The following is a 13,014-nucleotide window of genomic DNA, read 5'->3' as shown; positions in this document are numbered from 1 at the left end:
TCAGGCCCTTCCTTCCAGAGCCTTTTCGCCCTGGAACAACTGAAACTTGTCGGGGTCGATTGCAACGCCGACCCGGTCGCCCGCCCGCACAGATGTCGATGTCGGCAAGGAGATCGAGACCTGATCCGCGCCCACATTGACGACGGCGATATTCGCATAACCAAGATGCTCGACAACGCTGACCTGTCCTGCAATCGTACCGGGCGTACCCGCTTCGCCTAGCGAGACGGCTTCCGCACGGAAACCGGCCTTGAGATCATCCAGCTTGCCAAAACGGCTGAAATGTTCGTCGGAAACGATCTTTTCACCGGCGAGGCTCGTCAATCCGACAGCCTTGCCTTCCCCCGTCACCCGCACGGAAACGAAGCTCATCGGCGGATCGCCAATGAATGAAGCGACAAAGGCGTTTTCCGGCTTGTGATAAAGCTCCGCAGGCGTTCCCACCTGTTCAAGCTTGCCCAGATTGAGCACTGCGATACGATCGCCGAGCGCCAATGCTTCACGGCTGGAGGTCGTGGTGAAGACAACCGTTGCGTTGAGATCCTGCGCAAGCGCCTTGAGTTCGGCCCGCATCTGATGCCGCAGTTTTGCATCAAGATGGCCGATCGGTTCGTCCAGAAGATAAATATCTGCGGGGCGGATGATGGCACGCCCCAAAGCCACGCGCTGACGCTGGCCGCCGGACAGGAAGCCCGGACGGCGATCGAGCAGATGGCCGATGCCGAGCATCCCCGAGACCCGCTTGACCCTGTCCTCGACTTCCGAGCGCGTCATCTTGCGCGCCTTGAGCGGGAAAGCAAGATTTTCGCCCACGCTCAAATGCGAATAAAGCGCGTAATTTTCGAAGGCCATCGCAGCGTCACGCCGTTCCGGCGGCAATGGCAACAGGGAAACGCCATCGCGCTGAATGTCACCCGATGTCGGCCTGGTGATGCCGCCCAGAAGGTTGAGCATCGTCGACTTTCCCGCACCGGCAGGACCGTAAAGAACGAAGAAGCTGCGCTTTTGAATATCCAGATTGAGCTTGCGCAGCGCGACGGTGCGCAGACCATAACGCTTATGGACGTTGACAAAACTATACATGGTCAGTCCACCTCTTTCAGGAGGGCAGCGATTTCCGCTTCAGCCAGTGCGCGCTCCTTGAGGCAGCGCTGGCGGGCGAAGACGAAGAAGCCTATAGCAAGGACTGCGGCAACGATATTCATGATCGTGACGGAGACCCCACGGTCGGGGAAATTTGCTTCAAGAAAGCAAAGCCACGCGAAGACGACGCCGATATAGATCATGATGGATTTGAAGCCGGTGTCCCAGATTTGTGAAAAAGACATCGTTACCCCCTCACCGCGCCGAAGGTCAGTCCACGGACCATATAGCGCTGCATCAAAAGAACGAAGAGAAGCATCGGCGCCACCGAGATTGTTGCCGCTGCGGCGACGGGGCCCCAGAGGATGCCCTGCAAGGTGAAGAAGCTTTCGACGCCGACTGTCACCGTGGAAGCAAATTTGCGGGTGAGAATATAGGCGAAGAGAAACTCGTTCCAGCAGAAGATCAGGGTGAAAACCGTGGTCACGGCAATGCCGGGTGCAGCCAGCGGCAGGGTCACCTTGCGCAGCACTTTCAGGCGGCTAAGGCCGTCCATTCGCGCCGACTGCTCCAGTTCACGCGGAATATCCTGAAAGAAGCTGACCAGAAGCCAGATGGCGAACGGCAGATTGAACATCACATAGGACACGATCAATGCGCCATGCTGGTCGAGTCCCAGATGCATGAACTTGCCAAAGCCGGTGCGCCCTATATCGCGGAAGATCAGGAAGTAGGGCAGGATCACCGCAATGGCCGGCATCATCTTGGTGGACAGGATGAAGAACAGCACATGGCCGTCGCCAACATTATAACGTGCGAAGCTATACGCCGCGAGCGAGCCGACAACGATCACGATTGCAGTCGAGATCACCGAAATGATGAGCGTATTGCGCACATAGAAAAGGAAACCCTTGTCAAAGAGCGCATGCTGATAGTTTTCCAGTGTCGGCGTGAAGAAGAACCGGGGCGGCGACACCATGATCGCCGCTTCCGGCTTGAAGCTCGTCAGCAACATCCAGAAAATCGGAAAGAAAAAGAACAGGAGCACAACGAGGATCGCCGCATAGCGGAGAATTTCTTTCAGTGGTGATGTCTTGTGTTGCAACATCTCATGCCTCCCCTGCACGATCGGTGAACTGCTTGAGCAAAGGTTTGAGCGCGAAAATCGACGCCACCAGCATCACGTAAAGGAAAAAGACAGCCATGGTCGAAGCGTAGTCCATGCGGAAAAGCTTGAGGCCGGTGCGGTAGAGATAAAATGTCATGGTTTCCGTCGAGGTGCCCGGACCGCCCTGGGTCAGCACAGCGACCGCATCATAGAGACGAACGCAATCTATGGTCCGCAGCACGAGGATGAGGAACAGAACCGGCTTGAGCAATGGAAAGGTCAGCGTGCGCAGGACGCGCCATGTGGATGCGCCGTCCAGTTCGGCGGCTTCGAACGGTTCCTTCGGCAGCGCCTGAAGCCCGGCCAGCACGATCAGGGCAACAAAGGGCGTCCATTGCCAGACGTCAAAAATAATGACCGACCAGAGCGCGATATTGAAATCGCCGAGCCAGTTGGGCTCCGGCAGGCCGAACGCGCCCAGCACCCAGTTCACCACGCCAAATTGCGTATCATAAAGATAACGCCAGAACAGACCCGTCACGGCAGCCGATGTCGCCAGAGGCAGGATCATGATCGACCGGATGAGACCCTTGCCGTAAGTGGCTCCATGGATGAGGAAGGCTATCGCGATGCCGAGCGACATTTGCAGGCCGACCGATACGACGGTGAATTTCAGCGTGATCCAGGCCGCAGCCCAGAAGGCCTGATCGGCAAATATGGTGCGGAAATTGTCGAGCCCGACATAATCCCCCAGTTTACCGCGCGAGAGATCGGCAAACCGGAAAGATACATCCACCGCATAATAAAGCGGCAATAGCGCGAAGATAACGATGACCAGCATCGCAGGAACGATAAGCAGGACCGAAAAAGCACGGTCGGACGCCACCTTTGCAGGCGGGGCGTGATAACTGTTCATGACAGGAATCCAGACTGTTTTCTGAATAGGGGTACCGAAGCGGATCGCAAGTGCCGTCGGACGGAAGCCGCTCCGGATAGATATTGGACATTTCGGCAGGAAGGCTCGCTGCTTCCACGAAACATACCGGTTGACCCGTTGCCGGTGCTTATTCCGACAACGATCTTGTTTTACTTACCGATGGGGCAAGGACCGCCGCAGATCTTTTCGACTTCAGCCGCAAGGCTTTCAGCCGCCTGCCGTGCGCTCAACTGACCAGCCGCCGCTGATTGCAATGGGATTTGCATCGTGTTGTAGATCTTGGCGCCGAATGGTGAGGATACGAGATTGGACGTGAAACCGTTCATGCTCTCGAAAACTTTGGCGAGCGTTGCATATTCGCCGTTGGTCTTGCGCGCTTCAGGCGTCTGGAACTTCGGATCGGTGAGGATCGACATCAGTGTCGTCGCGCCGCCATAGGACGCAAACTTCGCCTGCGCTTCCGGCCCGCCGATATAGGAGATGAACTTCATTGCCATATCCGGATTCGCGGAACTCGACGAAACCGCCAGAAGGAAGCCGCCGACATATGACATTTTGCCCGGCGCCTCCGCGACGGCCATTTTCGCTCCGGGCACGCTCTCCTCGGTTTTGACCGCATTCGGCCACTGGTCGAGGAAAAAATTATGCGTCATCGCAATCTGGCCGTCGCGCATCTGGTTCATCACACCGTCATAAGTGACGGTCAAAGCCGCAGGAGGCGCGAATTTCAAGAGCTCGATATAATCGGAGAGGATTTTCTCCACATCGTCGACAGGAACCTTGCCTTCGTTGTCGAGCCAGTCGGACTTCATGCCCCACAAGGGTGCCGACAATTCGTCCTGAATATCGGGAAAACGACCGGCCATAAGCCCAACGCCGTAGAAGTCCTTCTTCAGAACTTCTCCCTTGAGTTCTTCACCTGCCTTACGCGTGAAAAACTCGGCCATATCGCGATGCTGCTTCCAGTCGGCAGGCTTCGCAAGATCATAGCCATACTTGGCCTTGAATGCCGCCTGCTCCGTTGGATCTTCCCAAAGATCCGCGCGATAGAAGAAGCCCGATGAATAGGTATAATAAGGAAGACCCCACAGATCGCCCTTGTAGCGGATTGTCATGTTGGCAAGGGTGGGATGAATATCATCGACGATGTTCTGCTGGTCTTTGAGGAAGTCCGTCATCGGCAAGATAAAGCCGTTCTCAGCAAATTCCGCATATTCCGCATTGTTGAGCGTCACGACATCATAGGCGCCGGTCTGCCCCACCATCTCGATAACCTGCTTGTTATAGAGCTGGGAATTATCGATGTTGATGACATTGACCTTGGCGCATTCCTTTTCCTGAAAGTCGTTGACGAGCTGCGCCATGGCGTCGGTGTAAAAACCGGCAATCGTGGACCATGTAATCTCGACGCGATCAGCATCCGAACAGGCAGCCGAAGCCGGACTGGACAAGGCAATAACACACAGGGCGGTAGCGCCCAGAAGATAGTTTCGCATGGTTTCCTCCCATTTCCTAAATAGACATGTAACATGTCAGTTTGGATGTCAATAACCCCTTTGTTTTTCTTTTTCACAGCAGTCGGCATAACGGCGAGAAGGCACATAACGCTGGAAATATCCGTGCCGACCAGCGGGCCAGAATGGGACAGGCACGCAAGCGCGGCATGCGGTCGTCGATTCCTGATATGAAACCAGGTCGTGGTGACGAACGCCGTATCCGACTCGCGTCTAGAGCATTTCCAGCAAAAGTGTGAAACGGTTTTGCGTCCGGATAATGCGTAAAAACAAATAGATAGAGCGGTTCCGATGATTCCGTTTAAACAGGAACCGCTCTAGTTTAAGCTATCAGCTTAAACCAATAAGTACTCCATGGTCTGGAGATCGAATCCAACAATACGCTTACCTTCGCCGAAGGCAGCCACAAGCTGCTCGCGAAGCGACAGTCTTGCATTCATCGCTTCTGCCGGATCAGTTGCAAGCAGATGGTCGATGTCGCCCGGTATTTTCACACGTCGAGCATCTGCGGGAAACTCAAGTTTCCGGCCTTGAGATCGAGCTTCCACACGCGGATCGTCCAATTGCCAGTCAGCCACGATTCTGTCCGAAGGCAGGCCAGCATTGATACCGACCATAGGGCCGTAATAATTGACATGATAGATAGACGATGTGGCCGCGAGGCTCGCAATGTTCAGACGGGCATTGACCGCCCGGATCGGATCATAGGTCCAGCGCACATGTGTAATGCCTCTCGCAAGGCACCAATCACGCTGGAACCACTTCATCCGCGCACCAAGCTTCAAGCCTCTTGCTTCCGGAAGAACCGCCAGACGGTGAGAATGCTGGACGCCCGGCGTTGCACTTGGGAAACCAAAGATGAAGCCTATCATCTTCCCGCCATCGAACGCTCCGGCGACAAGGCCGCCTTCGTGCTGGATCGCAAGCAACAGGTCGGAGGCATCGACAGGGTCGTCTTCTCCCCATACCAGCCGTTGCACGGTCTCCGAATCCTTCATCTCGTCGAGAGAGGCGAGTTCACGGACCAATATTTCGCTCATGCGACGAAATCCTCGCGATGGCTGGTGACCGTATCGAGAAATGCATGGTCCAGGGTCACACCGATACCCGGACCGTGCCTGGGAACGGCCATTCGGCCGTTTTCGGCTTCCAGCGGCTCGTTGACAATATCGCGCGGGAAGTAGCGGCTGGCGGACGATGTGTCCCCCGGCTTGGTGAAATTTGGCAATGTGGACAGGTGAATATTATGCGCCCGACCAATGCCTGCTTCAAGCATTCCGCCGCACCATACAGGCACATCAAAGGCTGCGCAGACATCGTGAATTGCGCGTGATGCACTATGCCCACCGACGCGGCCCACCTTGATATTGATGACACGGCAAGCTCTTGCGACAAGCGCCTTGCGGGCATCCACCGAAGAGCGGATGCTCTCATCCAGGCAGATGGCAGTCAGCAGCTTTTCCTGTACATGGACATGATCGGTAATGTCGTCGAAAGCCAGTGGCTGTTCGATATAATCGAGTGCGAAAGCATCCATAGCCTTGAGAAGCGGCAGGTCGGAAAGCCGGTAGTCGGTATTGGCGTCAACCGTCAGCCTGGCTTCGGGGAAACGCTCGCGCACCGCCTCAATCATAGCGAGATCATGACCGCGCTTGATCTTCAGCTTAACGCGCTTGTAACCGGCATCGAGCGAGGCTGCGACCCGGTCAACCGTCGTTGGAATATCGGCAATGCCAAGGCTGACACCCACATCGATCGCATCGCGAACGCCACCAAGCGCAACGCTCAACGGCAGGTTCAGTGCTTTCGCCCACAGGTCCCACACGGCCATTTCGACCATGGCCTTGCTCATTCTGTGTCCGCGCCACGGATCAAGGATTGCGAAAAGATCCGCCGGGCCAGCGAAGCGTTTCCCAACGATTTGCGGCAGCAGAACGTCGCGCAGGAAAGAGAGCGAACCGGAGATGGTTTCTTCCAGATAATCCGGCAACGGATCCATCACGCCTTCGGCATAGCCTTCCAGACCCTCAGCCCGCAGAGTAAGGATCGGAATGATCTTTTCGGTCATTGTTCCGGTAGAAATCACGAAAGGCACGAGCAGCGGCAGACGTATGACCCGTATTTCAGCCGCTTCGATTTTCAACCCGGCGAAAATTGGCGTTGTGTGCATTGGATACTCCATCCGTGAGTACAAATAATCGATCGGGTTCAGGAGTTTCATGGTGACGGAACGTCATCCTGATTGTCCTCCTCGGCCCAATTAAATTCCCTGTTCGCTGGCAAAAGTCCAATAGATTCGACCGCACTCCTACTGATGCTGCCCCGGCAGTGTATCCAGAGGGAAAACCGGACGACGCAGGCGAGCATAGATCCGTCTCGACAGATCCGGTGAGCTCAGACCGCCAGCATCGGTAACGATGATCTGTGATGCAATCGGGCCGAACGCGCCTTTGAAATGCTGCATCGACTTAACCGCCAGAACGGATTTTTCCTTCGGCTCGATGCCGACGATACGGAAGATGTTCTGATCGAGCATCTGCATGCGTTCCGACACGATCATTATATCGATTCCCTCCACACGCAGGCACACGGCTTTTCCGGTCGTTCCAGGCAGGCCTGTGAACATCGGCCCTTCAAAGACGAAGGCACCATCGCTGACCGACATGACACGGCCCGTCACCGTCAAAGGACCGCCACCGACGGATGGATCGGACTTGCCGCCAATCGTCACCGTGACAGTCTCACCTATCGCCTTGGCTGCAATCTCCGCCACCGCTTCAGGGTCGAGAAGCGCGCCTGCGGCGCCATTGGTCACACCGGCCTGAAGCATCGCTGCAATAAGCGCGGTGCAATCGCTATAGGCGCCCGAGCCGGGATTGTCGGAGAAGTCGGCAACAACAATCGTGCCTTCAGCGCCCCGAGCCTCTTTCAATTGCCGGATACATTCATCAAGGGGCATCGGCTGCGACCACTGGTCCTTATAGGTCCAGATTTCATCACACATCTTGCCCGCTAGATCGCAAGCGGTTTGTCGGCTAACGCTTTTACCATCAAAAGTCACGATGACACTTGGCCCGGCCGCCCAGACATCAGCATCGGTAAACCCGGCATTGACCGCCACATTCAGGATACCCGGTTGCTGCATCTCACGGCCTGCACTTTCGAGCAGGCGGCACATCGGACCGTTATCTGTCGTGCGACCATCATCACAACCCAGAAGCATTGGTGGGCGCGCAATGGCCAGCGCAGGTTCGACTTCCCCTTTCATCGCCTGATCCAGCAAAGAACAGGCCTCGACCCCGACCTCACTCATATCGATATGGGGATAAGTCCGGAATGAAACGGCGATCTGCGCCAGATCAGCCAGTTCATCGAAGGTATTCGCGTGAAGGTCGAGAGTGATGGCAATGGGGACATCATACCCGACCACGGACCGGATCTCTCGCAGAAACTGGCTGTCTCCATCCTGATCCGTCTCCGTCACCATGGCCCCATGCAGGGCAACAAATATGCCGTCAAAAGGTCCGGCTTGCTTCAGCCGCCGCAGGCACTCGCCGGTGATTTCCTGACGCGCAGTTTCAAGCACTGGTCCGTTCGGCTCCGCATGGGCTGCGGTGATGTAAACAGGTGTCCAGCCCTTTTCATCCGCGACCTTTATCGCGCCACCGACCTCGGAGCCTGTGCCTCGGAAATTGGCCGGAATCTCATCGCCCTTGAAATAATGCGACGCCCGAAAATCACTGATGCTCGTGCGATTTTGCGTGAAAGTATTACTTTCATTGATGAATTCGATGATCGCAACACGATAGGACACGGATCGATCTTTCTTTTGTCGGCGAAGACCAGTCTGGGTTGGTCGAAACGAAATGGCTGAAAATTGACTTTGCTCACACGCAATGAGTGCCTGATCTGATGTGGTGTCTCAAATCAGGTACTCTATGTGTGGGGGTGGAACGAACTACTCCGCGAAGATTTCGCTCGCGAATTTCGGCTTTTCCCTGATGTCGAAATCAAAGTATTTTGCACTGATCTTGTCGTAGCTCCCGTCCTGGATGATCTCTGCAAGTGCCTTGTTGACACGCGCGCGCAGTTCTTCGTCATCCTTGCGGAAGGCCATTCCGGCACCCAGCGTTCCATCCAGAAGGAACTCCTTGCCGACAAATTCGCAGCAATCCGCACCCTTCTTCATCCAGTCGCTGAGCGCAAACTTGGATTCAAGCAAGAGGTCGATGCGCCCGTTTTCTATATCCAGGAAGGCTTCTTCCAGTGTCGGATAGAGCTTTAGCTCATTATCCGGGAAAAAGCGCTGCAAAGCATCGACTGCGATAGAGCCCGTCTGGGTGCCTATGACTTTGCCCTTGGCACTTTCGGGCGTCACATCTTTCAGGCCGAGTTCCTTCAAGGCAACAAACCGCATCGTGTTGTAGTAATACGGATCGGAGAAGTTGACCTGCTGCATACGCGATTCAGTTATAGCCATCGATGATGCCATGATGTCGAACTTCTTTGACTGAAGCGCCGGGATAATCCCGCTCCACTCGTTGGCGCTCCATACACAATCAGCTTTCAGTTTTTCACAGATCGCATTGCCGACGTCGATATCAAAGCCTTTGAGCTGCCCGCTCGGATCCAGATAATTGAAAGGGGCGTAGGCACCTTCGGCTCCCATGCGGATTTCCTCGGCATGGGCTGGAAGGGTACCGCATACGGCGACAAGAGCGGCAATAATTCCCATTTTAGCTTGCTTAAACACGTTTCGTTCTCCTTTTATATGCCCTTTATATGCCCTTGCCTCGTGCTGCACAGACGCGCACTGTCGCCCGTGATCAGGACCAGATGAGTTCGATACCGAAGGGCGTTTTTGATTATTGACGATTATGCTTGTGCCGGGGGTCGATCAATGCAAAAGATCTATTCAATGATATTAGAAAAATTCATAATGATATGACTTTACGCGCGAAACGACGAAGACTCCCAAGCTTGAGAGCCTTAAGAGCTTTTGAAGCAGTTTCGTATTGTCAAAGCTTCACTGCCGCCGCAGAAGAGCTTGCAGTCAGTCAGGGCGCTGTGAGCCATCAAGTCAAGTTGCTGGAACAGGCTTTGGGTTGTCAGTTGCTTATTCGCGGCTCACGCGGTGTATCCGTTACCGCAGAAGGCGCACTGCTGCTGGAGGTTTGTGCTCGGGCATTTGATGAAATTAGTGCAGTTACGACGCTGATCGGGCAGGACAACAAGGCCCAAATTCTTCGGGTTCGTGCCGGTCCCTTTTTTGCAATGGAAGTGATCGCAAGCAGGATAGCTGGCTTCTTAAAGCAAAATCCAGGTATCCAGCTTCACCTGAATAATCTCGATATAGATTCCAGCGCCCAGGATAGAGAAGACGCACAGATCAAATATTGCCTGCATCCGCCTGCGGGCATGTACAGCATCGAGCTTCTAAAAGAAAGACTGGTGCCTGTCTGTAGCCCCTCACTTCTGGCCAACACGACAAATCCAGAAGATCTCCTCGTAAATCCTGACATTCCTCGCTTGCATTATCGAGACGCAAATGACTGGAAAAGATGGATATCCCACCACGGGTTTGATGATTTAGCCGCCAATTCGAACCTCTTTTTTGACGATCAGCACACATTGTTGGCGGCTGCTCGTTCCGGACAGGGCATTGGTTTTTCTCATCGACCTCTGGTCGAAAGCGACGTGCAGCGCGGAAGCCTCTGTATCGTGTCCGAGCAATATTTCGAGCCCAAGGAATCCTACAAGTTTATATGTAGCCACGAAAACATTGCCTCCAACCCGGCATTGCAGCTCTTTCGCGATTGGCTTGTCAAAGAGGTTTCGACCATCTGTTAGGTTGAATCGACATTCAGGATTCATTTCTGTCGAGGAGTGTGATTCATGGATTTCCAGATTCATTGATCTGGAGATCCCTGATGTCGAAGCCCAAGCGGTATGAACTGACGCCTGAACAATGGCGGCGGATCGGGCATTTGCTACCCGGCAAGCCCAGTGATCCGGGCCGTTCGGGAGGTGATAACCTTACTTTCGTCAACGGCGTGCTTTGGGCATCTTCGCTGCGCGATGTGAAGAAGCGGATGCGTCCATTGTTCACGCAGGAACGGGTGGGAGTTTCGGCGGAACGGTTTATGGACGGGCTGCTCGGGGATGAACGTCGCAAGACCGGATGGATGCGGGCGGAGGCGGCCGGCGATCCCGGTCCATGGCGTCAGCAGGCTATTTTGGGTAGGGGGCGCTGGGATGCGGCTGCGTTGCGCGATATCGTACGCGACTATGCCCTTGAAACGCTGGCCGACGACGATGCGGTTCTTGTGATCGACGAAACCGGCTTTCTCAAGCAGGGCAAGGCGTCGTGCGGGGTTGGGCGGCAATACACCGGCTCGGCGGGCAAGATCACCAATTGTCAGATCGGCGTGTTTGCTTCCTACGTCTCACGCCACGGCCATACCTTCATTGACCGGGCGCTCTATCTGCCGAAGGCCTGGGCGGACGATGCCGGGCATATGGCCAGGGCCCATGTGCTGAACAATACCGGCTTCGCCACCAAGCCGGCGCTGGCATCGCCATGTCTCGTTGGTCATGCTCGCTTTCGCCATGATGGCGGCGATCCGCCGCCATGCCAATGCCGCACCGCCGCCAAAAAGCATGATGAAACGGACGCAGCACCGGCACTGATCCGCTGGTCGATCCAGGAAATCCGCCGAATTGCAACCCGCCTCGCACGGGCGCGCATCGAACCTTCATACATCATCGCTTGGTCGCTCTGGCGACGAGCTCATCAAGCAGCCGCACAACAAGCACACATCAAATTAAAAACGCAACTGGAATGCTAGGCTACGCAGCCATTCGGCGGTTTCTTCTGTCTTCCGTTTCGAAAGACAGTAAACGATGCCGCTTTCGCCCTGGTGATCCTGTAGAAAACGTTTCAATTGCACGCGGGGATTGTTCTTCTCCATGATCGCATAGCGAATATTGGGACGGTCGAAACCGGCGATGAAGGCATCGCGCTCCTCAATCTACAGATGCGACAGGATTTCCGCACGTGTCGGTTCGTCGGCGGTTGCGGTCAACGCCATGCGTGGCGTATCGGGAAACTGCGTCATCAACACATCAAGCTGTCGATAGGATGGCCTGAAGTCATGCCCCCATTGCGACAGACAATGGGCTTCGTCGATAGCGATCAGCGAGAGAGGCACATCGCTCAGGCGTTGCAATGTATCCGGTCTGAGCAGGGTTTCAGGCGCGACATAGAGCAGATCAAGCGCCCCAGCATGGATATCACGCCACAAGGCAAGCCTGTCATCGCCAGCAAGGTCGGAATTGAGCGCCGCTGCCTTTACACCCGCCTGCCGGAGCGCGGAGACCTGATCGGCCATCAGCGCCAGAAGCGGTGAAACCACGATCCCCATGCCCGGGCGCGCAAGGGCGGGAATCTGATAGCATAGCGATTTGCCGCCGCCCGTCGGCATCAGCACGAATGCATTATGGCCTGCGATCACATGCGATACGATATCCGCTTGCTGGCCACGGAAAGCATCGTATCCATAAATGGTTTTGAGAATGTGGAGCGGGTCGGTCGTCATCAGTCGTCAGGGCATCACTTGCTGTTCAGATTCGGCAACCACATTCATAGCAGACATCAGCGGAAAACCAGTCTTTATCTGCGGTATGAGCGGACAACAGCAGCGCTCAGTCGCGTAGCCAGTTTTCGACCTTCAGAGCACGGATGCGTGAGAATTCCCCGATATTGGCCGTGACTAACACCACTCCGAGCGCATACGCGGACGACATCCGGAGGCTCGACGGGAAGAAAGAATGACTATCATCATCCCTTTCGAACGCAAGGATTGACGCATGAAGCGTGCCTATTCATTGATTTCAGGCTCAACCAGCTTCGCGAGCTTGTGTAATGAATCCTGCCAGCCAAGATAGCAGGCCTCCGGCGGGATAATATCTGGTACGCCTTCCTGCTCGATATGCATTTCGGTGCCGACCGACACCGCTTTCAGACTGATCGTGACTTTCATTTCGCCCGGCAGGTTGGGGTCGTCGAACCTGTCGGTATAAACGAGGCGTTCGCCGGGAACGAGTTCAAGATAGGTGCCACCAAAAGAGTGGCCGCGGCCTGTGGTGAAATTGCGAAACGACATTCTGTGGTTGCCGCCAACCTTTGCGTCCAGTTCATGTACGGTGCAAAGATATCCGTATGGCGGAAGCCAGCTTGCAATGGCATCGGGTTCGATAAATGCGCGATAAAGCTTCTCCGGTTTGGCGGCGATGACACGATGCAGGCGAATAGTATTCGGCATGGGGTCCTCCCTGTGGTTTGGTGTAAGCTCGATTGATCGTCTGCGGGA

At 55.2% G+C, this 13,014-nt stretch carries 11 protein-coding genes and 4 pseudogenes; 3 read left to right on the top strand and 12 right to left on the bottom strand.

The window, feature by feature from the left end:
• The 9 genes from DKP76_RS12570 to DKP76_RS12530 form a co-directional block, all read right to left on the bottom strand.
• Positions 1-1,083: an ABC transporter ATP-binding protein gene (locus DKP76_RS12570; protein WP_109707130.1), complete on the bottom strand. Its 1,083-nt coding sequence runs from the start codon at positions 1,081-1,083 to the stop codon at positions 1-3.
• 2 nt (positions 1,084-1,085) lie between these two features.
• Positions 1,086-1,328, bottom strand: coding sequence for a hypothetical protein (locus tag DKP76_RS12565; protein WP_109707128.1), 243 nt, complete (start codon positions 1,326-1,328; stop codon positions 1,086-1,088).
• A 2-nt stretch (positions 1,329-1,330) separates the two neighbouring features.
• On the bottom strand, positions 1,331-2,191 hold the full coding sequence (locus DKP76_RS12560) for a carbohydrate ABC transporter permease (RefSeq protein WP_109707126.1): 861 nt from the start codon (positions 2,189-2,191) through the stop codon (positions 1,331-1,333).
• 1 nt (position 2,192) lies between these two features.
• Positions 2,193-3,107 (bottom strand): carbohydrate ABC transporter permease, encoded by a 915-nt coding sequence (locus DKP76_RS12555; RefSeq protein WP_109707124.1) that lies wholly within the window; start codon positions 3,105-3,107, stop codon positions 2,193-2,195.
• Positions 3,108-3,277: 170 nt separating this feature from the next.
• A complete protein-coding gene (locus DKP76_RS12550; protein ID WP_109707122.1) occupies positions 3,278-4,624 on the bottom strand; it encodes an ABC transporter substrate-binding protein in 1,347 nt (448 codons plus the stop codon).
• A 353-nt stretch (positions 4,625-4,977) separates the two neighbouring features.
• A complete protein-coding gene (locus tag DKP76_RS12545) occupies positions 4,978-5,682 on the bottom strand; it encodes a GNAT family N-acetyltransferase (RefSeq protein ID WP_109707120.1) in 705 nt (234 codons plus the stop codon).
• A complete protein-coding gene (gene menC / locus DKP76_RS12540) occupies positions 5,679-6,812 on the bottom strand; it encodes an o-succinylbenzoate synthase (RefSeq protein ID WP_109707118.1) in 1,134 nt (377 codons plus the stop codon). Before menC ends, DKP76_RS12545 begins: the two co-directional genes overlap by 4 nt.
• A gap of 138 nt (positions 6,813-6,950) precedes the next feature.
• Positions 6,951-8,456: a M81 family metallopeptidase gene (locus DKP76_RS12535; protein ID WP_245410225.1), complete on the bottom strand. Its 1,506-nt coding sequence runs from the start codon at positions 8,454-8,456 to the stop codon at positions 6,951-6,953.
• A gap of 144 nt (positions 8,457-8,600) precedes the next feature.
• Complete coding sequence (locus DKP76_RS12530; RefSeq protein ID WP_245410224.1) at positions 8,601-9,446, bottom strand: ABC transporter substrate-binding protein; 846 nt, start codon at positions 9,444-9,446, stop codon at positions 8,601-8,603.
• Between the two features lie 140 nt (positions 9,447-9,586).
• On the opposite strand from DKP76_RS12530, the gene DKP76_RS12525 reads away from it, so the two are divergent.
• The 3 genes and pseudogenes from DKP76_RS12525 to DKP76_RS12520 all read left to right on the top strand — a co-directional run.
• Complete coding sequence (locus DKP76_RS12525; RefSeq protein WP_109707111.1) at positions 9,587-10,492, top strand: LysR family transcriptional regulator; 906 nt, start codon at positions 9,587-9,589, stop codon at positions 10,490-10,492.
• 80 nt (positions 10,493-10,572) lie between these two features.
• Positions 10,573-10,704 (top strand): annotated as a pseudogene (locus tag DKP76_RS19630) (IS5-like element ISNeu3 family transposase); the annotation flags it as partial.
• A pseudogene (locus tag DKP76_RS12520) lies at positions 10,696-11,217 on the top strand (IS701 family transposase); the annotation flags it as partial. The pseudogenes DKP76_RS19630 and DKP76_RS12520, both read left to right, overlap by 9 nt.
• A 276-nt stretch (positions 11,218-11,493) precedes the next feature.
• Here the strand turns inward: DKP76_RS12520 and DKP76_RS12515 are convergent.
• The 3 genes and pseudogenes from DKP76_RS12515 to DKP76_RS12505 form a co-directional block, all read right to left on the bottom strand.
• Positions 11,494-12,240: pseudogene (locus DKP76_RS12515) on the bottom strand (RecQ family ATP-dependent DNA helicase); the annotation flags it as partial.
• Positions 12,241-12,346: 106 nt separating this feature from the next.
• Positions 12,347-12,439: pseudogene (locus tag DKP76_RS19625) on the bottom strand (PIN domain-containing protein); the annotation flags it as partial.
• A gap of 83 nt (positions 12,440-12,522) precedes the next feature.
• Positions 12,523-12,966: an SRPBCC family protein gene (locus tag DKP76_RS12505; protein ID WP_109707109.1), complete on the bottom strand. Its 444-nt coding sequence runs from the start codon at positions 12,964-12,966 to the stop codon at positions 12,523-12,525.
• Positions 12,967-13,014: the final 48 nt, after the last annotated feature.

It is taken from the genome of Falsochrobactrum shanghaiense (assembly GCF_003149535.1).
Classification (GTDB): domain Bacteria; phylum Pseudomonadota; class Alphaproteobacteria; order Rhizobiales; family Rhizobiaceae; genus Brucella; species Brucella shanghaiense.
The sequence above is the reverse complement of the archived record's forward strand: the minus strand, read 5'-3'. Positions and strand labels throughout refer to the sequence as shown.